The following is a 25094-nucleotide window of genomic DNA, read 5'->3' on the forward strand; positions in this document are numbered from 1 at the left end:
AATCCCTCATAATCCGGGATCTCGCCCATTCGGGCAAATTTAGTTGTACAAAATACAGTTAGAAGAGGAAATCCTTCCCTTTGACTGTTTTTAAATGTATAGAATACAACTATCTCCGAATGTCTGCTTCAACCCCGGTCTTTGAAGACAGCTGATCACGATAGGTTAAATAGCCATCCGCCGGACCGCTACTTCATCTTCTATGAACTCCATAACATAAATATCCGGCTTCGTTGTTTGCATCAGGAAGTCCAGACCATATTCCGGGTCAAAATTGCTCATCATCAGGGACATCACCATGCCATGGGTTCCGATGACCACTCTTTTCCCAGCATGGGTCTGCAGGATATCCTTCAGCGCCTTCACCGCCCGCGTCTGGCATTCCCGGTTCGATTCCCCGCCCGGCAGGGCGTAATCCGGATCGGTGTACATCTTCTGTAGCACTTGATATAGCTCATCATCCGGCAGCTGCTGTTCGCCCTCCATCCAGACCTTTTCCCTCAGACCATCGATCAGAATGATTTCCTGCTCCAGTTGATCCGCCAAATCCGCAATTGTGTTGACCGCCCGGATATACGGGCTGCTGTACATCACATCTATCCCTTCATCCTTCAGGCATTCCGTGACCCGCAGGGCATCCTCTTCGCCCTTAGGCGACAAGCCCCGTGTCCATTCATCCATTCCTGTACGAAGCGAATCCCCGTGCCTCACCATGTAGATATAAGTTGTCATACGCTCCTCCTGTTCCTCTATTATTGCACCGCCCCCTGGACAGCGCTATCTGCTGTCTCCCTTGCCGCCGGCCAGAGCTGGCGCTGAAGCAGCACCCCCGCAAGCCCCAGAATCAACAACAGCAAGCCGATGTTAACAAAAATCCGGGCCGGGCCCGCATACTGCACCAGCACACCGCCCAGCAAAGGCGCTGCAATCATTACCGCGCTGAGCACGGTATTTTGGATGCCGAAGATGCGGCCGGTCATGTGCGGCGGGGTTTCTTTTTGCAGGCAATAATTGAACGTAACCATAAACATGCCGTTTCCGGTCCCCAGCACAAACCCGAATACCAGCACCCACAGCATCGACGCCCCCGGCTGAAGCAGACCCAGCGCCGCAATCGACCCGCCAATCAGCACATACCCAAGGCCCAGCTTCCAGCCATACCTGCCTTCCGATTTCAGCTTGTTCAGGATCAGAATGATCAACACGGCCCCTGCTCCCGTGGCGGCCACCATCCAGCCCAGCAGCGATTCGCGCTCCGGGGCGAAGATCCGGAACAGACTGGTGAATTGAAAATCAACCACCTGAATCACCAGTGATCCGGCGAGTCCAAATAGCATTGCAGTCAGCAGCAGCCGGCTGCGCAGCAGGAAGCCCCAGCCTTCCCGCCACATGGTGAGAAGCGGGAGCTTGCCTTCCTTCGCTTCAGACTGCCTGCTGTCTGCTTCATCCGTGCGGATATTCTTGACAGACAACAACAGCAGGTAAGAGCAGCCGCGCAGCAAGGCATTAAGCATGATGCACCACTGCGGCGTAAGAAAGGCGAGAGCCAAACCTCCGAGTAAGGGACCGGCGATCTTGGAGCCCTGGTTAACCAGTCCGTTCAGAGACGAGGCTTGCAGCAGCTGATCCTCTCTCACAAGACTGCGGGTCAAGGACTGCTGGGCCGGCATATTCAGTGTGGACAGCGCGGATCGAAGCGCCAGCAGCGGCAGCAGCCAGACCATGCCCGGCGCGAACAGCACCAGCAGGGTCACCAGCGCGGTCAGCAGATCGCAGATACGCATCAGCTTCAGCTTGTTCATCCGGTCGGCGGCTGCGCCGGCAACCGAGCCGAGCAGAATGCTGGGCAATGCCAGCGCTACCGGTATGAGCGCCAGCATTAGCGGGCTGGCATGCCAGCGGTAGCCGACCAGTACCTGAATGGCCAGCGCGTCGAACCAGTCGCCGAAGCTTGCGGTGGCGAATGCGGTGTAGACCCGCATGTACGTTTTGTTGTGCAGCAGGCTTGTTCCCTGCTTGGTTGATTGCTCCATCTCACATTCCTCCAGGTTACCTATAATCTTAGATGATCCATCTATGATCCTAAGATAACGGAGGATTGTCAGAGAAATATCAGAGGGCTTCCAGCAGCCCCAGCAGCAGCTCTTCAAGCGTCTGCTCCAGCCGGGGCAAGCCGTAGGCTTCAAGCCCTGTAGTGAACAATTCCTCATATTTGCGGTCCAAGGTGCTCCCCGCCTGGAACATGCGGCAGAAATGGTGAATCCGGTAGACCGAGTAGAGCCGCAGCGGAATGAAGCCGGACATCTCCATCACCTGCAGTCCCTCCTGAATCAGCTTGTCTCCTTCTGCCCATTGTTCCCGGCGCAGCGCCCAAAGTCCTTTTACCACCTTATAACTGCCAATTTCGCGCAAAAACGGCTTATCCCGCAGGATCTTGCTGACCGCTTCATCCAGCCGTTCCAGCTCTTCATCTCCTGCACCCGCAGTAAGATGGATGAACAGCTCCGTAATCATCGTGACAGGTATGAAGTTCTCGAACCCGGGTCCTGCGATAACCTGATAGGTGCGTTTCAGGCGTTCCAGCGCCAGCTCCGGCTGCCCGGCAAGGGTGTATAAGTCCAGCATGGTCAGAATCTCCAGCTCCAGCTGATCCGTCGGATTCAGCAGCTTCCGCTCTATGAGACGCTCAGCATACTCCACCTTCTCCTTGGGATTGCCAATGAAGAAGTAGAACAGATTGAGGTAAAAGAGCCGGTCCTTCAGCGGAATCTCTTCCGTATGAATCAACCACTCCAGATCTCCCTGCACGAAATGAACCACCATCGCATAATGCGGGTCCAACTCAAAACCAAGGATGTCCTGCTGGCGAGCCAGCGTCAGTATCGATTTGCCCTGGCCGTACACATGGAATTTTGAGAAAACCTCGCGCATGGTATCCCGCAGCTCAGAGTCATGCGTTGCCGGATTCACCGCTACGCCCGCAAGGCTGCCGGGAATCGTCAGACTGTACCCGAAGCCGCGGATCGTCTTAATGTCGATACCACCTAATGGCCGCAGCTTCTTACGCAGCCGGTAGATGTGATCGTCCACCGTCCGCTCCACCGGGTACTCCATTGGCCACACTTTATCCAGCAGCTGCTCGCGGCTGAAGGTCCGCCCCCGGTTGCGGTACAGAAACTGCAGCAATGCGAACTCCTTGGGCAGCAGCTCTACCGTTAATCCTCCGGCGGATACCTTATATTCACTTGCGATCAGCTCCACATGCATGGCCTTGCCTCATTTCTTCTGATTTCTTTCATAAGAGAAAGTATACATCATGCGTTGACTTTATTTAAGTACTCCCGACTGGTGAAGGCTTCCTGGCTCACGCGCCGGCGGTTATTCGATTACATTTGGCCTTCGCGCCGCCTTCGGTCCCATTGTAATCGGTTTTCCGATTACATTTGCCCTTCGCGCCGCCTTCGGTCCCATTGTAATCGGTTTTCCGATTACATTTGCCCTTCGCGCCGCCTTCGGTCCCGTTGTAATCGGTTTTCCGATTACATTTGCCCTACACGCCGCCTTCGGTCCCATTGTAATCGGTTTTCCGATTACATTTGCCCTTCGCGCCGCCTTCGGTCCCATTGTGATCGGTTTTCCGATTACATTTGCCCTACGCGCCGCCTTCGGTCCCATTGTAATCGGTTTTCCGATTACATGGCTGTAAACCGAAAAATCCCCCTGCAGTTGCCGCTGCAAGAGGATGTGTTGTTGCTCTAAGATGCTCTGGGCTAACTAGCCTGCCATATTATTAATGGAGTCCTGCTCCGAGAACACCGAGATATGATCTACGGTTCCTGTGGATTCCGGGATGATGAATTTGAGCTGATACTGCTTGTTGGCCTGATAAATATAGATGTTGTGCTCTCCATTCACTGTAGTAGCATCCGGCTTGCCGAGGACTTCTTCAATCTGCTCCAGTGTCAGGTTACGCAGGTCCGGGGCGCTGGAGCGCACATCGAAAATCTTACTGCCCTTATTGAAGCCGATGACCACCTGCTTGCCCGAATAAGTGGAATAGATCCCTTTGCCTGCCGATTCCTTGAGGTCCGGCTCTCCCCACGCGGCTTCCACCTCATCAATAAGTCCGGTGTGTGCAGCATATTCAACGCCGGGCACCTTGCCCTGCTTAGCAAGCTCCAGCAGTTCCTTCAGCTGCTTGCTGCGTTCTTCCGGGGTGGCGGGAGCTACGGTATCTGCTTCAGCCCCTGCAACCTCAGTAACCGTAGACTCTGATGCGGCTCCGTCGGGGGCTTCTGAGTCAGCAGTTACAGGCTCTGCGCTCGCAGCAGCGCCGTCATCTGTACCAGATTCGCTTACCTGCGCACCTTCTGCTGCCGATGAAGTGTTATCCCCAGGCTGCACAGTTGCTGTAGCCGCAGCCGTATTGTTAGACGATGGTTCCGTTTTGCCGGAATTACAGGCTGTAAGGCTGAGCATCGCCCCAACGATAAGAATACTTGTGATTGTCCTAATTGATGTAGTCAAGCTGCCATCTCCTTCGTTATGGGAAACATCTCTTTTGTCTAAACTGTACCCTATGACGCAGGGGCTGTAACAAAGGTTGCAGGCGCAGATCTACTGATCCAGGTATTATACGCATTGCCTTATGTTATGAATCTCCCTGTCTGATCACGGTCCAGTGCTGTTTTGTTCACCACATAAGTTCGGGCCATCAGATCATGCAGCGCCCGCTTGCGTGGGGTAAATACGATGAATAGGCAATCCAACACCACGACCCAGCCAACAAAAGCATTCAAATCCGCCGCAAGCGGACTCCAGTTCACGAGACTGCTTGGGATGGAGGACAACGCCTCGGTATTCAGACTCACAACCACTGCCAGGAAGCTGTTAACAATAATAAAACTATCCCTGATCAAAGCCTGCCTGAGCACCGGATACCTTCCATTCTCATCAACGATTCTTGCCCCCAAAAGCAGCCTGCCCGGCGTCCCGCCGTATCGGACAACCATAAATATATTGAACGCCATAAGCAGTACAAACTGTATAAAAAGCGGAAAAGCTGACCCTGCCGACTCTGCCGCCGGCACTGAAATCCTGGTCAGTAAATAGGTAGGTAGGATAAGAATAAGGGAGTCAATGATATTAATCAGCACTCTTTTCCAAAAGCCTACAAATTCGTATAAATTAAGTTCTTCCTCGATCCACGGCTCCATACTTTCACCCCTCCCATAGAATCGAATTAATCACTCGTTCCCCGGCACACTCTTCTCCTCCACAACCCTGCCCACATGCTGCAAAATCTCAAGATTCTGCTGCACGATGATCCGCTTAGCCTGATACTCCTCGGTTAATGCCAGGATTGCAGGAATCCCCTCTCTCCTGAAACCGCGGTTCCATTCGAGCAGCATGATCCGGAGATACTTGAATGTCTGCTTATAATTTCCCTGCTCCAATCCCAGCCTGGTCTTCATGAACCTGCGGATGACCCGGGCATCCTGTACATAAGCCTTAGGCTGAATCAGAAAAATCAGATCGGCTTGCCGGAAGCTTTCTGTTCCCCACTTGTAATGTACGCCCTCTATAATCCACGACTCCGTTCCCATAGCTTCCGCGAGCTTGGCATCCCGCACCTCCGGAGAGTTCTTGGTATTGTCCCTGCGGTCCCAGACAAAATTATCCGTTTCATAGCACGGAATTCCGTAACTTTGAGCTAATTTCCGGGCGATATATGTCTTCCCGCTCCCGCAGCCGCCTATAATCCGTACTCTAATCTTCAGTCCCTCCCCTGGAAGATCAAGAATATAACAAATCTCTCTCATATTACTATTCTCTATGTATCCTGTCACTCTACTCCACCCGGTTAAACATTTGAAGCCAGCCGATCAATGGTTGATGGGCTGGCTTCTGGAGCCGCAATGTATCGCGGCATCTTGGTTGGATAATCCCTGGCTGGCGCAGCGGTATCCTGCTGCTTTACAGCTTCACTGCTCCCTCTTTAGCATTCCAGGTGAACGGCAGGCCGAACAGCGGCGTTAAGCTGCCCAGCGGAATGTACAGACGGCCGTCTACAGTTTTGGAGGCCAGCATATCCACTGTTTTACCGTTCACTTTGGCCTTCGTGCTGAGCGGTTTGTGAACTGCTGTATTCTTGCCGATTGTGATGATAAGCGCTCCGGTTCCCGCCTCCTGCATCAGGCTTCCGCCCAGCAGCTTCACGGATTCACTCAGTGGAATGTACACCCGCGAATCCTCCAGCAGGAAGGAATTCTTCACCGGCAGCTTCTCCCCGCCCTTGACAAAAGCTCCCGCAATCATCGTAGAGCCCAGACGGTAGCCGTTCTTCTCGGCAATGGCCGCCATTTCTAGCCCGGAGGTTGTAATGATGACCCGGGTGTTCTTCGCAATCTTCGGATACAGCCAGTGAATATCGTCATTGTGCATGCGGATGCATCCGGCGCTGACATATTTACCGATAGAGGATTCATTGTTGTTGCCGTGAATGGCATAGGTCGTGCCGTAAGTATCATTTACTTCCAGCCCCAGCCAGCGGTCCCCCAGCGGATTGGCCGGATCGCCTCCGGGAATCTTATCCTTGTAATAGGGTCTGTTCTTGATTTTGACCACCATCTTGAAGCTGCCTTCAGGCGTCAGGCTTTTCGTTTTGCCGGTAGCAACCGGAAAAATCTTCACCAGCTTGCCATCGCTGTAATACGCCAGTTTGTTCGTTTTTTTGTTCACAATGATCAGATCTGAGGAAGACGATGCCGCAGCGGCCGATCCTGTGAAGCATGCAGTCAAAAGCATTACAAATACCAGTGTTAATGCGATACTTTTGGGAAAATACGTTTGAATCCGGCTTGCCTGTTCACGCTGACTCATAGTTGCCCCACCTCCAGGTTATGGATGATTCTGGATTGTCTTTTCTACATAGACGTTCATTTGCCGCAATAGTTGCAGCGCAGCCTGTACCTATTCTTATCAACTCGTCCCGCCCGGAGTGACGCAACGTTTGCAATATTGTAACCGTTCTTGGCGGGAGCGCCTTCCTTGCCCACCGAAGCATGAATATTCGCCAGCCCTATCAGAGATAATAAGCCCGCATGACTATAACACCCATTTCAAGGAGGCTAACAATTTTGAATATCAACTCATCTGCACAGATCCGGGAATGCGAGCAAATCGTTCAGCAGCTGATGGCACAGACCCAGCAGGGGACGCAGAATTACCAGCAGCTTCTTCAGCAGGAGCAGCAGGATGCCGCCAAGCTCCAGGAGCTCAGCCAGCATAACAGCAAGGCCATTCAGATGATCCAGCAGGCGCTGCAGGGCCATCAGACCGCGATGCAGCAGCTGCAGCAGATCTCGCAGTCGGTCAGAGCGATGGAGCAGTACCCGCAGACTTCCGGCTTCAATACCAATGATATTCATAGAATAAATCCGGAGCACCAGAGCTTTGGTACAGGCATTCAGGGCTTCAACTCTGTGAATCAGAACTCTAATATGAGCGGAATGGGTACAGGTTATAACTCATCTTTCAGCCCGTCCTTCACTTCAAGCAGCCAGCCGGTGAACTCACTGCACAGCCCGATCAACGCAGGGATCAACCACCAACCTATGCATACACCGATGTCTGGAGGCTCCTCCTATAACTCTCCAATGAACCAGGGAAGAAGCTTCCAGTAAGTAGCGTGGGAGCATAGACCATTCGTTTATCGTTTAAAAGGGTTCTCTCAGACCGCAGCAGCGGAAGCTGAGAGAACCCTTTTGGCATACCGGGCAGTCCCTGTCGGTCTGCGCACCGTTTAAACTACCAGCCTGCCGGTCTTCTCCGCCAGCCCAACCGTCGCTTCCACCCCGGAGTTGAACTCCAGATAATCGCTCTCCACACCATCGCTGAAGATCACGCCGTCCTCCGGCATCTGTGAGGTGATACGGAGCGGCAGACGGCTGCTGATTCTCCCGAATACCAGCTCTGCTGAAGTCGTCCGGCTTGGAAAAGGCTCCCGCACAGTGAAGTACAGCTCGGGATGGTTCCAGGCCAGCCCGCTGCCCGCGCTGACTGCGGCAATCTCCGCAGACACCGGGGCTGTCCATTCAGCCTCTGCATGCTGCATTTGAGCGGCACGGCTGACGATTCCTGCGGCTCCGGCAAGCACACTCTTGAGCCAGCCCGTGGAGCCAAGTCCCGTCGAGACAATGATGCCGCTGGAGGACTGCTGCTCCAGCTGCCCGTTCAGCTCCAGCTGATACCGGGCCGAGACATGGGTCCGGCGGCCGATGAACAGATCGTTCACCCCGTACAGGCTCTGGCCGTCATTCAGCTCCACCTTGGCAAGGGTGACCTCACGGACCTGGCGCTGGGCGCGCAGCACCTCCGTCACCACTTGCCGGACTTCCTTGACTCTGAAGGGCAGCAGCACGCCATCCCAGCGCAGCGGATCAGGATTCACTCCGATCAGCGGCTGCTCGTGAAGGTATTTCAGTGTATTGGCGACCAGACCGTCCTGGCCCAGGACCACAACGGTATCCTCGGCCCCAAAGATGAAATTCGGCACATGCTGCCGCTCCAGCACCTGGAGCCGGCCGATGGCGCTGAGCTCGGTCACTGCGGTCTCCACCGCCTTGCGGTATTGGAAATCCTCGCTTAAGTAGTCGCTGAAATCGGCGCCCAGCCGTTCAATATAGAACTGGGCCTGCTGGATCGTATTGTAGCGGACCACCAGCTCCTCCAGGCGGGTCTTGCGTTTGACCAGTATGATTTTGTTCTCCGATCCCCGGGTGCTCATCGTCCGTTACCTCCTCTTTCTGCTCCGGCGCCGCCTGCTGCCGAACCGGCCATGATTCCTTGCAGCAGATCCGGCGTAATGTTAAGCTGGCCGATCTTCCCGGCGTTCTCCGCCAGCTCCTGGAAGGCGATGGCGATCAGCTTATCCGGGTTCATGCCGACATTCGTCAGCGCCTGCAGAACGTTAGGCGATACATTTTGCAGCGAATTCATTACCGCCGTCAGCTCGTAAGCCTTGGCATCCGCTTCAGCTCTCTTATTCGCTATGGCCAGCTCAATCAGCGCCTGCTTCTTCTCCTCCAGCTCCGTATCAAAAATCAGCTGCTCTTCCTTCATCTCATTCTGCTTCTGCTTCGCTGAACGGTCAGAATCAAGCAGCGCCTCACGCATCTGCCGCTTCTTCGTCTGAACGGCGATCTCTGTATTCAGCTCATTCTCCTTCACCCGCCGTTCCTGCTCAATCGAAGCGTTACGCCGCTCATAGAGCGCATTATCCGCGTTACGGAGCATCTCCTCCCTGGCCTGCGCTTCCAAGGCACGCAGCGTCTCCTTATTCGGTACAATCGCCAGAATGGACAAGCCCATCAGCTCTATGCCCAGCTTCTCAATCTCCGCACTCTGGCCGATTTCATGGGTAATCATCTTGGCCAGCCGTTCACTCGACTGGATCGCCTCCTTCAGCGGGAGCTGCCCGAGCTGCTTCTTGGTCAGGACCTTAGCGATATTAATTACCCGCTGAGCCAGCTTGTGCGGATCGTCGGAGAGATAGGTGTTCTTTTTGAGATTATAGGTGTAGTTGAGGATCTGGGTGGTCTTGCGGTAATCGACAATCCGGTAGGTCAGCTGTCCCTGGACGGTTACCGTCTGATAGTCCGCAGTAATTTCCTCGAACATGAATGGAACATCTATCGAGGACACAGGCACCACCACCACCGAAGTCGTCGGCGCATAATAATGAAAAGAAAGCCCGACCCCCTCACGCACTACCTTGCCATTCTTCACCTTAAGCACATAATCACTGGGCTGAAATTTCACGAACCGGAATCCGAACATGGTCATTACCTCCTAGGGGTTGTATTCTGAGTCATCTCTTGAGCAGAGGGGAACTCAGTTATTAATTAATTGTTATTATTAATATGTTATTAACAACATCATAGCAGACCTTCTTGATATTATCAATATGTTATTAACAAAATTGCAAAAAAAGTAGCCGCCATATAGATGGCAGCATCTGTGTTCAATTCTATCCTTACCTTCAGGATTGTTTTTCCGCTCTAGAGCTTGAGAAGCGTACGGATGGCTGCGAGCCGCTCCGGGTCTACCGGCTTCAGCGGGTCACCGTCCTCCCGGACTGCCGAACCAAAATGTACCCGGCGCACGCCAGTTCGTGTAACGAAATCCTTCAGGTCTGCGGCATTCAAGCCGCTGCCTGCCAGGATGGAGAGCGAAGAACCGGCAGACAGCCGTTCCAGTACAGCAAGTCTCACCATACCGCCCGGCGTACCTGCAGCAGCAGTCCCGCCGGAGGTCAGGATATCGGTAATCTGCGGATACCGCTTCAGAACCTCTAGAGCTTCAAGCTGGTCCGGCACCTCGTCAAACGCACGATGGAAGGTAACCTCCATCCCTGCTGCCCGCTCCAGCAGCCGGCTCAGCAGCTCTTCGTCTATCGTCCGGTCCTCCCGGAGCATTCCCATCACCACGGACAGCCCGCCTACCCGGGCTATATGGCGGATATCGCGCAGCATGGTCTCCACATCGGATGCATCATACACGAAGGAGCGTGCATGCGGCCTCACCATTACTCTCACCGGAATGCTGACCTGCTCCCGGACCGCTTCAATCAAGCCCAGACTGGGCGTTAATCCGCCCTCCCGGATGCCCGTGACCAGTTCAATCCGGTCAGCACCATAACGCTCCGCTGTGACCGCATCACTTACTGTAGTTGCTATAACCTCTAACAGCATAAATTGCTACACTCCCCTTCTTAGTCGTAATCCTTGTAAGCCGCTTTACCTTAGTATAATGATAAACATAGTAAATAGCAGGTAGATTCCTGACTATGTCAGTACTGGACCTGCGACCAGTATTTTTCCCGCCTTTTGGAGAGTGTGTTCTCGGGATGAAGCCTCTATACTGAAGAAGTTGAAATTTGGAAATCCGGAATGGAGTGCCCTGAATGATAAGACAAAGTATAGACGCGTGGAAAATATTAATGCTCTCCCTGCCCAAAGGAATCATCGCCTTCATAATTGCTGTTACAGGTCTGTGTGCAAGCCTGCCCCTGATTATTATATGGGTGGGGCTGCCGCTGCTGGCCCTGACCTTGGCCTGGTGCCGCAGCATGATGTCCAGTGAACACAGAACAGTTGAAGCCTGGTCCGGCAGCAACAGCCGACGGGGAACCGGGAAGCCCGCTGTTATAGCGGATCCTGCCCCCGCCTTCCGCTGGGAGGGGCTGCGGACATTAGGACACCAGCTCCGTGACAGGGAATCGTACCGGGGAATCCTGTACAGTCTCCTCCAGCTGCCCGCAGGGATTCTGGGCTTCACACTTGCGCTGGTCCTGCCTGCGGTGGCCTTCAGCGCTCTTCTGTCACCTGTGGCTCAGCGAATCAGTTCATCGGTATTCTCCTATGATCTTAATATGCTGGACCCGGAGGTCTTCTTCTTCCTGTCCGGCACAACCTCAGATGAACGCTCGTGGATGCTATGCGGAACCGGATTTGTACTGCTGCTGCTTCTGCCGCTGCTGCTTGTGGGTCTTGGACGTCTGTACGCGGCCTGGATCAGTGCAGTGTCAGGAACCTCTGTGAATTCCGGCAGTACCCCGCTTGAAGTCATACATACCTGATCTCTTCCCGCATATCTATTAATAGTTCACTTGCCAAAGCTTACCAAGCGGGTTGTGCCCGTATTGATTGAAGGACGGGCGGCCCGCACAACCTTGTGAGGAGGCGGTTCAGTGCTCATGATCCTGGTGTATCTGTTTGCTGTGCTTGGCGTGTCTCTCCTGCTGTTGGCTGCGGTTCTTCAGTACAGACTCTCCCGCCCCAAGGCAGCGGGCCACAGCGGGGCTACCCATGCCCTGTCTGCCTTCAGCCTGAAATTCCCCCAACGGTTCATTACTCCGGACGAATCCCATCTGATTGCCCTGGACGAAGAGGGCCAGGCACTCGCCATCGGGCTGCTGCATCCGGGGAAGCCGGAGCCGGCGACAGCCACCCTGTATACATTCGATGCCATCCTTGGGGCAGAGATTGTCGAGAATGCCCTGACGCTCAGCAAGGTCAGCAAGACCAGCCGGATTACCACCAGTGCACCGAGAATACGGGCAGGTGCCGCCGCAGGCTATGAATTCACAGAGCCTGTCCAGGGCGGCAATCCTGCCGAAGAGATCCGCGAGCTGACGCTCAGAATCTATTTCAGCAGCGCAGATACGCCTGTGGTATCCATTCCTTTTCTCCCGCCACGCCTGCCGGCCCGCAAAACAGATCTGCAATATTCCGCAGCCTTCCTGGAGGCGCAGCAGGTACATGAGAGAATCCGCGACATCGTCTCTGCATAAGGATTCCTAACCCTCAGAATTCGCAATTACCGGACAACCGCTGTGAAATCCTCCAGAGCCCGCCCCTGCCTCAGCTTATCAATAATGGTAAGCAGGAAGCTCTCTGCGAGGCTGCCTGGTAATATGGCGTCCGCAGCTTCATCCAGGGTGAACCAGGCTGCGTGGTCCAGTTCGTCGCTCATGGCACTCAGGTCCTCCGTGTCAGCCACGCTGATGTAATTGAGCATTAATGTATTAGACGGGGCGAAATACTGGCTGCGCATATATTCATAAGCAACCACCTCAAGCCCCGCTTCTTCCTTCACTTCTCGGATCAGGGCCGCTTCGGCGTTCTCACCCTTATTCACATACCCGGCGAGCAGAATGTAATCCTTACGCTTATACTGCTGGATGAGCAGGATTCTATCGAGCTCCCGGTTCAGTACGGCTGTACTCACCGCTGTGCTGAACACAGGGAATCTGAAGACGGCGCAGGCTTCACAGTAGGGTACCTCTCCTTCTCCATTGCATTCCTTCATGACCAAAGGCTTTCCGCATTCCAGACAAAACTTCAATTCTATCGCTTCTTTCTGTAGGTAGTATTGTTGTTGTCTATTCTAAGCGATTGCTTCCAGACGCACCACGATATAATTCAAGAAACCCGTCCTTTATAGAGCAGGGGACAGGGTTTCTTGACGTGATGTGGAATATACTATAAGGGGCCCGGACACTACGGGCTGCATTACATCATAGAGATGGAGGGAACTACTCGACATGAACATCATTAATTTCGCGCATCGCGGCGCATCCGCAGCCGCCCCGGAGAACACAATGGCGGCCTTCCGCAAGGGTCTGGAGCTTGGTGCAACCGGCATTGAGACCGACGTACAAATGACCAGTGACGGAGCAGTAGTAGTGATCCATGATGAGAGTCTTAACCGCACCACTTCAGGCAGCGGTTATGTGAAGGATAAGACGCTTCGTGAGGTGCTGGAGGTGGACGCAGGCTCCTGGTTCAGCCCTGAGTTCGCAGGAGAACGGATTCCGACACTGGACGAGCTGCTGGATCTGCTGCAGGGCCGGGAGACGATTCTGAATATAGAGCTGAAGAACGGGACCTTCCTCTATCCCGGCATGGAAGAGAAGGTAATCGCCGCTGTAAGGGAGCAAGGCATGAGTGAGCGGGTGGTAATCTCCAGCTTCAATCACTATTCCCTGGCCTACTGCAAATCACTGGCACCAGAGATCCGTACGGGTATTCTCTACGGTGAGGGACTGTACCGTCCCTGGAATTACGCGGCTACCCTGCAGGCGGATGCGCTGCATGCCCATCATTCCTCAGTACTGCCGGAGTTCGTGAATGCCGCTGCGGAGAAAGGGATTGTCTATCATCCGTGGACGGTTAATGATCCCGAGCGGATGCAGGCATTAATCGATGCTGAGGTGGCGGGAATCATTACCGATCATCCGGATATGCTGGCCGGGCTTCTGGCTGCCAGAGGCGTCTGACTTATGTAACACGGCTGCGCTGTCCATAGGATGGCGCCGTCCGGCGGGTGAACAAAGTGGAATTTGTACACCTAATTTGGTGTAACAGGAGCTAACACTAAAAACAGTTGGAGAAACAACACTTAACCGGCCCGATTTCTTCTAAATCCGGCGGATTCGGCAGATTAAGTGTACATTTACCAACTGCTTCCTTATAAGACTTACGTTGCGGCTGAATAAGTGCCTTTTCTCCAACATAAACCTCATTGTGCTCTTGAGCTGCTGACCAGCTTCACGGAAGGAATACGGCCCTCCTGCTTGTATACGGCATAACGCCCGCTTCCCAGCTGCTTGGCATTGTACATAGCCGAATCCGCCTCCTGAAGCAGCCGCTTCGGATCGATCCGGCCCTGGCTTATCGTGATGCCGACACTCGCGGACACAAATAATTCATGGCTCTCCAGCTTATAGGTACGGGTGATGCGCTCCAGAACCTTAAGGGCAAGCTGTTCCGCCTCCTTGCGGCTGTAGCGTTTGGCGATAATGACGAATTCATCTCCGCCCACCCGGAAAATATGCCGCTTGCCCTTGCAGGTGAATTGCTGCAGGCTGGTTCCAACGGCCTCCAATAACAGATCCCCTGTATGATGGCCGAGGGTATCGTTAATCGATTTGAACCGGTTCAGGTCCAGATATAATACCGCAAGCTGCTCGCTCACTTTGCAATGATCCCAGAAATGATCCATTCCGTTCTTATTCAGCAGGCCGGTCAGCGTATCGCGGTAGGCCAATTCCTTGAGCTGCTCACGCTCCCCAAGGATCATGCGCAACCGCAGGAACAGATACAGAATACCCGCAAGTGTCAGCACGTACAGGAACAAAGGAATAAGCAGGCTTCTGCCTTCTGTATCGAAGCCGGTTAAGGCTCTTCTGCCCAGCAGATGCATGCAACCAAGCCCTGCACTAATTACCAGTACCACAAGGCTCGAGCGGACCGCCCGGGTTCTTTGCGGTTGTCTGAAGAAATCCCTTGTCAGTCTGAGCGTGCTATATACGGTCAGGACTCCTATAAGTATGGATAGAATCGTCAGCATATAATTGCGGGCCTCTTCCACTAGTCTTACGCCCTCCTTCAGCCTATCAAATGAATTTATGAATTTATCGCTTTCAAGCGCTACTGTACAGGAACAGACTGAACAAATTCTGAACAACTCCGGCAAGAGACGCTGTAAATGAATCCCCCTGGCACGGATTAGCGCTAAGTCTATTATCGGCAGGAACGGCGCTTTATTGTAATGAAATTCATGCATGCTCCATTGACGGTAACGGGAGACGATTATATGATGGTAGCTCAAGTGCTGCATTCTGGGGTCTGTTCCAGAATCATCCTAACCTGCAGATGAACCTGCTACAATCCAAAGGAGATTTTGTGTATCATGAAAAAACTGTTCACCCTCTTTACCGCCTTCTGTCTGCTGGCAATCCTTCTTCCAGCCATGCAATCCGGTGCCGCTGCAGCACCGCAGCCTAAGCTTGCCGTGTATGTGGACAAGGAGAATCACTCCTTCATCCCGCTCCGCTTCCTGAACGGCTTCGCCGGTATCCAGTCTGTGCTTACCGCTTCCGGCGGCCAGATCCAGATATCACGCGGTGAGAATTCCATTACCTTCACTCCAGGCAAGCCCGGGGCTTCCGTCAACGGCAAGCCCGTTACCGTAAGTGTGCGGTCTTTCAGTGAGAACGGGACCACCTACGTCCCCTTGTCTCTGGTAAGCCAGACACTTGGCATACAGCTCCAGTGGAATACAGAGGCCGGATCGCTTACGCTGACAAGCAGAGCCGATGCTGGGACTGCAGAGACAGCCACGCTGCCTGTACAGAACGGCAGCCTGATCAAAAGCGGCTCGCCTGCTGTAATCAGCGGACATCATACCTACAAGGTCGGCAGCCGCTCCTTCAGCGTCCAGACGGTCACAGTCTCCCTGCTGCATCCATCGGTGAAGCTGGATGCCGTTCTGGCCGGGAATACCGTCGGCAAGACTGAAGCTCTTGCCAGCATCGCCAAGCGAAGCAATGCTGTCGCCGCCATCAACGGCACGTTCTTCGCTGCATACACTAATGATGCCTTCAAGGCTCCTTACGGCTACATCATCAGCGGCGGCAAGATGCTGAAGAACAGCTCTGGAGACAAACGGGCAGTCTTCGCTTACGACCGCAACATGCTTGCTGAGCTCATTCCGGGCAGTGAATTTAAGGCACGCTTCGATTCCGGTTCCATTCTCGGTGCACTCCAAGCTGGACCTCGGCTGCTGGTTAACGGAAAGGTCGCGCTGAATGTGGCGGGGGAAGGCTTCCGGGACCCTAAAATCCTGACCGGCGGAGGTTCCCGCAGCGCGCTGGGCATTACCCGCGATCATAAGCTGATTCTGCTGACCTCCGGCGGGGCAACAATTCCCCAGCTGGCGGAAATTATGAAGCAGGCCGGAGCCTACCAGGCGATGAACCTTGATGGCGGCGCCTCCAGCGGCCTATATTACAACGGCAAGTACCTGACGACTCCGGGACGCCTGATCAGCAACGCTTTGGTCGTTCAGACTAAATAATGTACCCAGCTTAGAGTTCAAATCTTAAGTTGTGTTTATTAAACTGTATTATATGAAACTGCCTTTATGGAATACGGCGAAGCTGCCATTCCCAAGAGGCGGTTTCTTTTTTGATTCCAGTTGCTGCTATACGCGCTCAGTTCAGTCTGCAATCAGGCAGAATAAGGAATACGCCTATGGGGATAATACAGGGAGTACATCCAGATTTCAGCAGAAGGGAGCCCCCAAGATGCCACAAGAGCCGAAGAAGAGCCGCAAGACTACCCAAGATCCTGTAGAAACCTCCGTACCTGCACCGCTTCCGCTGAAGCTCTCCCTTGAGGATAATTTGCACGAATTGAACCGCAGGGTCGGCAGCAGCTCGGATATTGTCATCCGCCATTATAAGAGTGATGCCCAGCATCCGCTTACCCTTGCCTTCATCTTTATTGACGGTCTGGTCAACGCCGACACCGTCAACCAGGCCGTCCTCCAGTCCTTGATGGAGAACAGCACCCTGAACGGAGATAGCATTACCACAGAAGCTGCCTTCAACCTGATAAAGGAGCACATCCTGCCAATTGGAGGAGTTAAGGAGGCGCGGACCCTGGAGGTGCTGCTGCCCCTGCTTTTTGACGGCTATACCCTGATACTGTTCGAGGGGCTTCAGGCCGCACTGGCCGCCGACACCTCCGGCTGGGAGAAAAGAAGCATTAATGAGCCAACCTCCCAGGGAGTTATCCGCGGGCCCAAGGAAGGCTTCACCGAGAGCCTGCGCACCGGGACCGCCATGCTGCGCCGCCGCCTGAAAACCGCCGATCTGAGGATTGAGGAATATACCATCGGCCAGCATACCGGGACCGGAATTGCCCTCGTTTATCTGAAGGGCCTCGCCAGTGAACAGGTGCTGACCGAAATCCGCCGCCGGCTGAACGCCATCAATACCGACGCCATTCTGGAGAGCAATTATATTGAAGAATTCATACAGGACGGCGGTCTGACACCCTTTCCCACCATTCAGAATACCGAACGTCCTGACGCTATGGCCGGAGGCATTCTGGAAGGCCAGGTCGGGATTATCATTGACGGCACTCCCTTTGCGCTGCTGGCCCCGTCCACCTTCTTCAACTTTTTTCAATCCAGCGAGGATTACTACCAGCGGTATGATATTTCCTCCTTCCTGCGGCTGATCCGCTATGGTGCCTTCTTCGTCTCTATGCTGCTGCCTGCACTTTATATTGCCGTTACTACCTTTCACCAGGAGATGCTGCCGACCACGCTGCTAATCAGTCTGGCTGCCCAGCGGGAAGGCGTTCCGCTCCCCGCCTTCGCAGAGGCGCTGCTGATGGAGCTGACCTTCGACGTGCTTCGTGAAGCAGGGGTACGTATGCCGCGGACCATCGGGCCGGCCATCTCCATCGTCGGTGCACTGGTGCTGGGGCAGGCTGCCGTTCAGGCCGGGCTGGTCTCGGCGGCGATGGTCATTGTGGTTTCTTTTACCGCCATCTCGAACTTCGTGATTCCCTCACTCGCCATCGCCAACTCTATCCGGCTGATCCGCTTCGTGATGATGTTCATCGCCGCCTCGCTCGGCCTGTTCGGCATTATGTCCTTCCTGATGGTGCTGCTGATTCACATGGCGGGCCTGCGCTCCTTCGGCGTGCCTTATCTGTCTCCCGTAGCGCCGATGATTCCGCGTTATCTGAAGGATATCTTCATCCGTGTTCCGCTATGGAACATGAATATGCGTCCGAAGACCAATCTGGGCAAGGAGACCCGCAGACAAGTCCCTAACCAGAAGCCGCAGCCCGTTGAAAATGCAGCTAATCCATCACCGGCACAGCCTAAGCCGCAGGGAGAGGGTCCAGCATGAATGGAAAAATCGGCACCACCCAAGCTGCCATGCTTGTGGTCAATACCATCCTACCGACAGCTACTGTCGTGCTGCCTATCATTATCAGCACCTATGCAGAGCAGGACGCTCCGTTGGCAATTATCATGTCTACTGTGGCGGGACTGCTCATTGCGTGGATCGTCGGGGCGGTGATTCAGAACAGCAACGGCGCTCCTTTTCTGGAGTGGGTGGGGGAGAAAAGCTCCCCGGTGGTTGCAGTCATCCTGGGTCTGCTGATGCTCCAGTTCTACCTGGACACCACCGCAACCATTCTGCGGGAGTTCGTCAATTTCTTGAAAGACAACGTCCTGATCAACACCCCGGTCACGGTGCTGGTCATACTCATTCTCTTCATCACCATCTATATGGTTAGGCAGGGCCTTGAAGCGATCGCCAGGGTGAACAGTCTGGTCATTCTGCTCTATCTGTTCTTCGTACCGCTTTATCTGTTTGGGCTGTACAACGACCTGAATGTGCATCATCTGTTGCCTATGTTCGATCATAATCTGGCTGAGATCACCCTGGCGAGCCTGACTCCGACTGCATGGATGTCTGAAGTGGCGGTGCTGCTGTTCCTGGCCCCTTACCTGCAATACCCACAGCGGGCCAAGATTATCGGCTGGACAGGCTTGCTGTTCGTGGCGGTACTGATGATGTTCTCCCTGATCACAGCCCTGATGGTCTTCGGTCCGGAATTCATTAAGCTCAGCAGCTACCCTGGCTTCGCTACCATCAGCATCCTCCGGATCGGCCGGTTCATAGAGAAGCTCGATATTCTCTTCATCTCGTATTGGGTGCTGTCGATCTATCTCAAATTCGCCATCTTCCTGTTCGTGACGGTGGAATGCTTCAAGCAGACATTCCGGGTCAGCAGCAGCCGGCCCTTCATCGGCGCGCTGGGTCTGATCATTGCTCTGGAGTGCCTGTTCTCCTGGGAAAGCTCCGCTAAGCTGAATGTCTATAACGAGGAAGGGCGGTTCGTGGTCTTCTTCCTGTTCAACGTTCTGATACCGCTGGGCGCAGTCTTGCTGAACAAGGTGCAGAAATCAAGATCCAGGCGGAAAGGATGGGACACATGAACAAACAAAGAACCCTGTTGTGCCTGATTCTCTGTCTCCCGCTTCTCTCCCTCCTGCTCTCCGGCTGCTGGGATGACCGGGAGCTTAACGAGCTGGGCATTACCTCCGGCTCCGCCTATGACTGGGAGAACAATCAATGGAAGGCGACCTATCAGGTCATCAATCCCTCTTCAGGGGCCAGCGGTATGGGCGGCAGCGGAGGGGGCAGCACCAGTTCGCCTCCCTTTCTCACGTTCACCGTCAAGGGCCGGACGATCATGGAGGCCATCGAACGGACGAATCTGACCAGTACGCGGGAGATGTTCTTCTCCCACTCCCGGATTGCCGTGATCGGGGAGAGCCTCGCCCGCCACGGGATTCATCAGCTAATTGATATCTTCCTGCGCAAGCAGGATGCCAGAGAAACAGTATATGTCTTCATATCTGAGGGGGAGGCCGGTGTCATTCTGGATCAGCTGATGCAGATGACCAAGAATCAAGGGGCAGGCATCCAGCTTATGATTGAACAAGAATCCCGGCTCTTGTCCTACTATCCCGGAACCCGACTGTATGAGCTGGCAATGTCACTGTCCTCCGAGTCCAAAAGCGCGGTGTTGCCGGAGATTCTGCTGACTGGCTCCCAGACGATGGATGAGACCAGTGAGACCGCAGTTACCGACCTGCCCTCGCGGCTGGCTCTGGGAAGGCTGGGCGTTATTAAAGGAGATACGTTCGCTGGCTGGCTCAGCCAGAAGCAGGCCTTCGGGCTTTCTTTTCTAACCGATAATGTTGATTCTGCCACCATCGCCTTCCCCTCCCGGCCGGCAACAAGCGACAAGCTGGATGCCTCCTTCGTCCTGCAGAATTCAGCCACTACCGTCAGGCCGGTCTGGGCCAAGGATCATTATGTGATGGAGGTTAACGTTAAGGGTAGCGGTGTTCTGACAGAGCTTGGCAGTGTCATGGATCTGAATGAACGCAAGGCAATCAGTGAAATGGAGGAATCGCTGGAGCAGCGGGTGCTGGAGCTGATGAATAACGCCTGGACAGAGGTCAAGCGGCTGAAGGCTGACGTCACCGGGTTTGCCGTAAGAATACACCGGAGCGATCCGAAGCGCTGGAAGCAGATTGAGCAGGAGAAGAGCTGGGACAGCGTCTTTCAGGCGATCGAGCTCCGCCCGCAGGTCTCCATTGAGATGGAACAGACCGGACTCAGCAACAAATCGTTCAAATCTGTCCAGCAGAAGTAAAGGAGCATAACTATGAAAATAGCTATTACTCTTCTACTCTATGCGCTGGCCTACGGGTGGGGATGGAGAATGCTGCACGGAGAAGGGCACCGCCGGCGTCGGCTCTTACTTGGCTGCATTATAGGGTACGGGGCTTATCTTAATATATGCGGCATTACCGATACCCCTCACCTGTCACTGGGCATCCTGTATACGGCGTACTTCCAGCCTGTCGGCAGAGCCATCATCTATTGGTTAGGAGGCTGAGAACCTTATGGTGAACAGCAAACAGGTCAAAGAACAGGTCTCTTCCCTGCAGATTGCGTTCATGATTATGCTGTTTGAAATCGGTAGCACGCCGCTGTTCCTGCTGGGGGGCACCGCCAAGCAGGATTCCTGGCTGGCGATGTGTGCAGGCTCTGCGGCGGGCTTCGCCCTTCTCCTTGTGCTGATGTGGATTCAGCAACGGTCTCCGGGCACGGACCTGATTGGAATGCTCAAAGCTCATTTCGGCACAGCTCCCGGGGCGTTCATCGGCACGGTGTACAGCCTGTACTTCGCTTATCAGTCCATGCGCAATGTCCGCGATCTCGGTGAGCTGACGGCGATGACCATGCTGCCGAGAACCCCGATGGCCATTACGATGCTGGTGTTCGTGTTGCTGGCCTTATATGCCATCTGGAAGGGGGCGGAGGTCGTCTTCAGGCTGCCTGAGGTACTGCTGCCGGTCATGCTGTTCTTCTATTTTCTGCTTGTTCTGATGCTGGGCATCATGGGAGTGATCGATTTCAGCCGTCTGGCGCCGGTGATGGAGGGCGGGTTGATGCCGGTGCTGCAAGCGGCGCTGCCGGAGATCGTCTCGTTTCCCTTCGGGCAGATGATTGTGTTTCTGATGCTGTGGACGTTATGGGAGAAGCCAGGTATGCCTGTAAAATACACAGTGAACGCCTACCTGCTCATCAGCGCGTTCCTGATCTTCATGAATGCGCTGAATGTGGCCGTCCTCGGCCCGTCGATCGCGGGAGTCAGCCAGCTGCCTTTTCTCAAAACCGTCCGGGTGCTGTCCAACCTCAAATTCGTAGAAAGGCTTGATATTCTTGTCACTATCCAGCTCTTCCTGGGGCTGCTGATCAAGATGATGCTCTTCTACTTCTGTTCCGTAAAAGCTCTTGCCGAGCTGACCGGCAAACCGGCCAAATGGTGGGTCTTCCCTGTGGGGGCTGTCATCTACGGTTCCTCCTTCCTCGAACGGGATTACACCCAGCATATCGCCATCGGTCTGGGGCCGAGCCTGAAGCTTGACCCGCTCTTCCAGGTTGCCATTCCGCTGCTGCTGGCCCTGTCGATCTGGGTGCGGGGCCGGTTACAGCGCTCGGCTTGAAGCAGATGGCTCCGGCTGCCGGCCGGAGCTTCTGATTCTGCGCCTGATAATTCTTTCCCTAGGGAAACATTATTGTTGCAAGGACAAATTTATTTACGTATACTAATCTTGTGGCAGGATGCAATATTCTGTGCCGTGCACAATATACTATACAAGTGCATATTTCATACTTAAGGATAACTATAACTATTCATTCATTATTCATACGAAATTCATACGAAAGTGGGAGAGCTAATGGCTGGAGCCGTAATTCCATTGTCTGAAGCTACGAACGGCAGCACGCTGCGGATCAGCGGCATCGAGGTCCAGGGTGTGCTGCGGAGAAGACTGCTTGATCTCGGATTTGTCGCCGGGAACCGCGTAGAAGTGCTGCGGCGCAGCCCGCTCGGAGATCCTACGGCTTACCGCATCAGCAATACTACCATTGCCCTGCGGCGGGAAGAGAGTTCCCTCATTTATGGCGAACTGATTGGAGGCGGAGAAGGATGAGCGAGTATACTGTAGCTTTTGCGGGCAACCCCAATACAGGCAAAAGCACGCTGTTCAACCTGTTGACCGGGATGCGCCAGCACACCGGCAACTGGGCCGGCAAAACCGTAGTCACCGCCGAAGGGCGGTTCACTCACAAGGAGCATACCTACCGGGCTGTTGACCTTCCCGGCACCTATTCGCTCTACTCCAATTCCGCCGATGAAGAGGCGGCCCGGGACTATATTATTTTTGAAGAGCCGGATGTAACGCTGGTGGTTCTGGATGCCACGTCGCTGGAGCGCAACCTCAATCTGGCCCTGCAGGTGCTGGAGATTACAGGACGCGCCGTGGTCTGCATCAATCTGATCGACGAAGCCAAGCGGCTGGGGATTGATATTAATTTGAAGCGGATTGCGGAGCGCCTCGGTGTGCCTGTCACAGCCATTTCGGCACGCAACGGGATCGGTATTGAAGCGCTGCTGGATCAGATCGCACGCGTAGCTACCGGTGAGTTCAGGGCAGAGCCGCTCAAGATCACCTACAATGAGGAGATCGAGCAAGGCATTGCCGAACTGATTCCGATGGTGGAGCAGACGGTCGGTGCCAGATATCCGGCACGCTGGATTGCCCTGCGCCTGCTGGACGGTGACCACAGCCTGCTGGCTTCCCTAAGAGCCCATATGGGACGCAAGGGTATATCTGTAGCGAAGGAGGTAGCCCGCCATGGAGTCACCGCGTGCCATTAACAGCCAGGACCCGCTGGATTCCCTGCTCGCAACGGCGAAGAAGCTGGCAGACAAAGGGTCGGTCCGCGACGAGATCGTCAGCGGAATCTACGGCGTATCGGCCGGAATCTGCAGCGATGCCGTTACTTATCATGACAAAAAGAAGCTGGGCAGCACCTACAAGCTGGATAATATCGTCACCTCGAAGATCTGGGGCTTTCCTATTATGCTCGCCGGTCTTGGTCTGGTGTTCTGGATTACCATTGCCGGAGCCAACTATCCTTCCGGCTGGATTGCCTCCCTCTTCAGCTGGACCGAAGGCTATCTGACTGCCGGCTTCGAGGCTGTTCATGCCCCGGCCTGGCTGCACGGTGTCCTTGTGCTGGGACTATACCGCGGAACCTCATGGGTCATCAGCGTCATGCTGCCGCCGATGATGATTTTCTTCCCGGTGTTCGCGCTGCTGGAGAATTTCGGCTATCTGCCCCGGGTGGCTTTTAATATGGACCGCTTGTTCAAGAAATCCGGAGGGCATGGCAAGCAGGCCCTGACGATGTCGATGGGCTTCGGCTGTAATGCTGCTGCTATTCTGTCCACCCGCATTATTGAATCGCCCCGCGAACGGATGCTGGCCATTCTGACCAACAACTTCGTCCCGTGCAACGGCCGCTGGCCTACACTTATTCTGCTCTCCTCCATGTTCATGGTCGGGGCGGCAACCACCGGGGCACTGCGTACCTTCTCCACTGCGCTGGTGCTGATGGGGATCGTGCTGGTCGGAATTGTTGTCACCTTGAGCGTATCATGGATCATGTCCAAAACCGCGCTGCGCGGTGTGCCTACCCACTACACCCTGGAGCTGCCGCCTTACCGCCGCCCGCAGATCTGGAAGACCATTGTCCGCTCCTCCAAGGAAAAGTCCCTGAATGTGCTGACCCGCGCCATCATCGTGGCCGCTCCGGCAGGGATCATCACATGGATTCTCGGCAATGTGTTTGTCGGCGGGGAGAGTGTGCTGAATCATATGGCCGCGTTCTTCGATCCGTTCGCGCAGCTGCTCGGCATGGACGGCTTCATTATTATGGCCTTCATCCTCGGCCTGCCCGCTAACGAGATTGTGCTGCCTATCCTGCTGATGGGCTACATGTCCTCCGGGGCCATGGTCGATATCGAAGGTCTCGGCAGTATTAAGGACATCTTCCTGAGCCACGGCTGGACCTGGCTGACGGCGCTGAATATGATGCTGTTCTCCTTGCTCCACTATCCTTGCGGCACCACACTCGTGAACATCTACAAGGAGACCAAAAGCCTGAAATGGGCCGTGCTCTCCGCTGTCATCCCACTTGCTATCGCTATCGGCGTGACCTTCGCAGTGGCTTCGGCGGCGCGGTTGTTCGGCTGGGTGTAAATCATGCAGAGCACTATTCCCCCGGACGGGCGGATAGTGCTTTTATGCGCTCTGGGGCGTCCTTCACGGCAACCCCCGCCGCCATGCCCAATGTGATCGGTTTTTCGATTACATTGAGACCATATGCCGCCGCCACGCCCAATGTGATCGGTTTTTCGATTACATTGAGACCACATGCCACCACTGCGCCCAATGTGATCGGTTTTTCGATTACATTTGGACCACACGCCGCCGCCACGCCCAATGTGATCGGTTTTTCGATTACATTGAGACCATATGCCGCCGCCAAGCTCAATGTGATCGGTTTTTCGATTACATTTGGACCACACGCCGCCGCCAGGCCCAATGTAATCGGTTTTTCGATTACATTCTGCATTGAGACCACATGCCACCACTGCGCCCAATGTGATCGGTTTTTCGATTACATTGAGACCACTCGCCGCCGCCAGGCCCAATGTGATCGGTTTTTCGATTACATTGGGTCCACGCACCCAAGCAGCGCCGAATGTGGTCGGTTTTTCGAT

General features: G+C 54.5%; 26 protein-coding genes. 13 read left to right on the forward strand and 13 right to left on the reverse strand.

Annotated features, from left to right (window positions below; genetic code table 11):
• Nucleotides 1-165 precede the first annotated feature (165 nt).
• The 7 genes from NSU18_RS13785 to NSU18_RS13815 form a co-directional block, all read right to left on the reverse strand.
• Nucleotides 166-732 carry a histidine phosphatase family protein gene (locus tag NSU18_RS13785; protein ID WP_341149288.1) on the reverse strand — a complete coding sequence of 189 codons (567 nt, stop codon included), beginning with the start codon at nucleotides 730-732 and terminating at the stop codon, nucleotides 166-168.
• A gap of 20 nt (nucleotides 733-752) precedes the next feature.
• Nucleotides 753-2033, reverse strand: a complete 1281-nt coding sequence (locus tag NSU18_RS13790) for an MFS transporter (RefSeq protein WP_341019088.1) — start codon at nucleotides 2031-2033, stop codon at nucleotides 753-755.
• 79 nt (nucleotides 2034-2112) lie between these two features.
• Nucleotides 2113-3267 (reverse strand): winged helix-turn-helix domain-containing protein, encoded by a 1155-nt coding sequence (locus NSU18_RS13795; RefSeq protein ID WP_341149289.1) that lies wholly within the window; start codon nucleotides 3265-3267, stop codon nucleotides 2113-2115.
• A gap of 507 nt (nucleotides 3268-3774) precedes the next feature.
• Entirely contained in the window at nucleotides 3775-4527 is a 753-nt protein-coding gene (locus NSU18_RS13800; protein ID WP_341149290.1) for a YjgB family protein, read from the reverse strand.
• Nucleotides 4528-4646: 119 nt separating this feature from the next.
• On the reverse strand, nucleotides 4647-5216 hold the full coding sequence (locus tag NSU18_RS13805; protein ID WP_341019081.1) for an RDD family protein: 570 nt from the start codon (nucleotides 5214-5216) through the stop codon (nucleotides 4647-4649).
• A 30-nt stretch (nucleotides 5217-5246) separates the two neighbouring features.
• Nucleotides 5247-5822 carry a hypothetical protein gene (locus tag NSU18_RS13810; RefSeq protein ID WP_341019080.1) on the reverse strand — a complete coding sequence of 192 codons (576 nt, stop codon included), beginning with the start codon at nucleotides 5820-5822 and terminating at the stop codon, nucleotides 5247-5249.
• A gap of 154 nt (nucleotides 5823-5976) precedes the next feature.
• On the reverse strand, nucleotides 5977-6882 hold the full coding sequence (locus NSU18_RS13815; RefSeq protein WP_341149291.1) for a L,D-transpeptidase family protein: 906 nt from the start codon (nucleotides 6880-6882) through the stop codon (nucleotides 5977-5979).
• A 257-nt stretch (nucleotides 6883-7139) separates the two neighbouring features.
• Between NSU18_RS13815 and NSU18_RS13820 the strand changes: the two genes are divergently transcribed.
• Nucleotides 7140-7685 carry a hypothetical protein gene (locus NSU18_RS13820; RefSeq protein WP_341149292.1) on the forward strand — a complete coding sequence of 182 codons (546 nt, stop codon included), beginning with the start codon at nucleotides 7140-7142 and terminating at the stop codon, nucleotides 7683-7685.
• A 119-nt stretch (nucleotides 7686-7804) separates the two neighbouring features.
• Here NSU18_RS13820 and NSU18_RS13825 read toward each other — a convergent pair whose 3' ends face one another.
• The 3 genes from NSU18_RS13825 to NSU18_RS13835 form a co-directional block, all read right to left on the reverse strand.
• Complete coding sequence (locus tag NSU18_RS13825) at nucleotides 7805-8788, reverse strand: sugar kinase (protein WP_341149293.1); 984 nt, start codon at nucleotides 8786-8788, stop codon at nucleotides 7805-7807.
• Nucleotides 8785-9840, reverse strand: a complete 1056-nt coding sequence (locus NSU18_RS13830; protein ID WP_341019075.1) for an SPFH domain-containing protein — start codon at nucleotides 9838-9840, stop codon at nucleotides 8785-8787. The genes NSU18_RS13825 and NSU18_RS13830 overlap by 4 nt, the downstream gene beginning before the upstream one ends.
• 221 nt (nucleotides 9841-10061) lie before the next feature.
• Nucleotides 10062-10754 carry a copper homeostasis protein CutC gene (locus NSU18_RS13835; RefSeq protein WP_341149294.1) on the reverse strand — a complete coding sequence of 231 codons (693 nt, stop codon included), beginning with the start codon at nucleotides 10752-10754 and terminating at the stop codon, nucleotides 10062-10064.
• Nucleotides 10755-10966: 212 nt separating this feature from the next.
• Between NSU18_RS13835 and NSU18_RS13840 the strand changes: the two genes are divergently transcribed.
• Nucleotides 10967-11641, forward strand: coding sequence for a sensor domain-containing protein (locus tag NSU18_RS13840; protein WP_341019072.1), 675 nt, complete (start codon nucleotides 10967-10969; stop codon nucleotides 11639-11641).
• Nucleotides 11642-11752: 111 nt separating this feature from the next.
• Complete coding sequence (locus NSU18_RS13845; RefSeq protein WP_341149295.1) at nucleotides 11753-12355, forward strand: hypothetical protein; 603 nt, start codon at nucleotides 11753-11755, stop codon at nucleotides 12353-12355.
• A gap of 26 nt (nucleotides 12356-12381) precedes the next feature.
• Here the strand turns inward: NSU18_RS13845 and NSU18_RS13850 are convergent, their stop codons facing one another.
• Nucleotides 12382-12873 carry an NAD(+) diphosphatase gene (locus tag NSU18_RS13850; RefSeq protein ID WP_341149296.1) on the reverse strand — a complete coding sequence of 164 codons (492 nt, stop codon included), beginning with the start codon at nucleotides 12871-12873 and terminating at the stop codon, nucleotides 12382-12384.
• 235 nt (nucleotides 12874-13108) lie between these two features.
• On the opposite strand from NSU18_RS13850, the gene NSU18_RS13855 reads away from it, so the two are divergent.
• Entirely contained in the window at nucleotides 13109-13843 is a 735-nt protein-coding gene (locus tag NSU18_RS13855; protein ID WP_341019068.1) for a glycerophosphodiester phosphodiesterase, read from the forward strand.
• Between the two features lie 242 nt (nucleotides 13844-14085).
• Here NSU18_RS13855 and NSU18_RS13860 read toward each other — a convergent pair whose 3' ends face one another.
• Complete coding sequence (locus NSU18_RS13860; protein ID WP_341019066.1) at nucleotides 14086-14937, reverse strand: GGDEF domain-containing protein; 852 nt, start codon at nucleotides 14935-14937, stop codon at nucleotides 14086-14088.
• A 321-nt stretch (nucleotides 14938-15258) separates the two neighbouring features.
• On the opposite strand from NSU18_RS13860, the gene NSU18_RS13865 reads away from it, so the two are divergent.
• The 9 genes from NSU18_RS13865 (at nucleotide 15259) to NSU18_RS13905 (ending at nucleotide 24570) form a co-directional block, all read left to right on the forward strand.
• Complete coding sequence (locus tag NSU18_RS13865) at nucleotides 15259-16425, forward strand: phosphodiester glycosidase family protein (protein ID WP_341019064.1); 1167 nt, start codon at nucleotides 15259-15261, stop codon at nucleotides 16423-16425.
• Nucleotides 16426-16654: 229 nt separating this feature from the next.
• On the forward strand, nucleotides 16655-18277 hold the full coding sequence (locus NSU18_RS13870; protein ID WP_341149297.1) for a spore germination protein: 1623 nt from the start codon (nucleotides 16655-16657) through the stop codon (nucleotides 18275-18277).
• Nucleotides 18274-19377, forward strand: coding sequence for a GerAB/ArcD/ProY family transporter (locus NSU18_RS13875; RefSeq protein WP_341019062.1), 1104 nt, complete (start codon nucleotides 18274-18276; stop codon nucleotides 19375-19377). Before NSU18_RS13870 ends, NSU18_RS13875 begins: the two co-directional genes overlap by 4 nt.
• On the forward strand, nucleotides 19374-20606 hold the full coding sequence (locus NSU18_RS13880; RefSeq protein ID WP_341019061.1) for a Ger(x)C family spore germination protein: 1233 nt from the start codon (nucleotides 19374-19376) through the stop codon (nucleotides 20604-20606). Before NSU18_RS13875 ends, NSU18_RS13880 begins: the two co-directional genes overlap by 4 nt.
• 12 nt (nucleotides 20607-20618) lie before the next feature.
• A complete protein-coding gene (locus NSU18_RS13885; protein WP_341149298.1) occupies nucleotides 20619-20852 on the forward strand; it encodes a hypothetical protein in 234 nt (77 codons plus the stop codon).
• A gap of 7 nt (nucleotides 20853-20859) precedes the next feature.
• Nucleotides 20860-21966 carry a GerAB/ArcD/ProY family transporter gene (locus NSU18_RS13890; protein WP_341149299.1) on the forward strand — a complete coding sequence of 369 codons (1107 nt, stop codon included), beginning with the start codon at nucleotides 20860-20862 and terminating at the stop codon, nucleotides 21964-21966.
• Nucleotides 21967-22200: 234 nt separating this feature from the next.
• Nucleotides 22201-22455 (forward strand): FeoA family protein, encoded by a 255-nt coding sequence (locus tag NSU18_RS13895; protein ID WP_036723378.1) that lies wholly within the window; start codon nucleotides 22201-22203, stop codon nucleotides 22453-22455.
• Nucleotides 22452-23183: a FeoB small GTPase domain-containing protein gene (locus NSU18_RS13900; RefSeq protein ID WP_341019058.1), complete on the forward strand. Its 732-nt coding sequence runs from the start codon at nucleotides 22452-22454 to the stop codon at nucleotides 23181-23183. Before NSU18_RS13895 ends, NSU18_RS13900 begins: the two co-directional genes overlap by 4 nt.
• On the forward strand, nucleotides 23161-24570 hold the full coding sequence (locus NSU18_RS13905; protein WP_341149300.1) for a nucleoside recognition domain-containing protein: 1410 nt from the start codon (nucleotides 23161-23163) through the stop codon (nucleotides 24568-24570). Before NSU18_RS13900 ends, NSU18_RS13905 begins: the two co-directional genes overlap by 23 nt.
• Nucleotides 24571-24583: 13 nt before the next feature.
• Here the strand turns inward: NSU18_RS13905 and NSU18_RS13910 are convergent, their stop codons facing one another.
• On the reverse strand, nucleotides 24584-24946 hold the full coding sequence (locus NSU18_RS13910; RefSeq protein WP_341149301.1) for a hypothetical protein: 363 nt from the start codon (nucleotides 24944-24946) through the stop codon (nucleotides 24584-24586).
• Nucleotides 24947-25094 lie beyond the last annotated feature (148 nt).

This window comes from Paenibacillus sp. FSL H8-0048, assembly GCF_038002825.1.
Lineage (GTDB): Bacteria > Bacillota > Bacilli > Paenibacillales > Paenibacillaceae > Paenibacillus_AQ.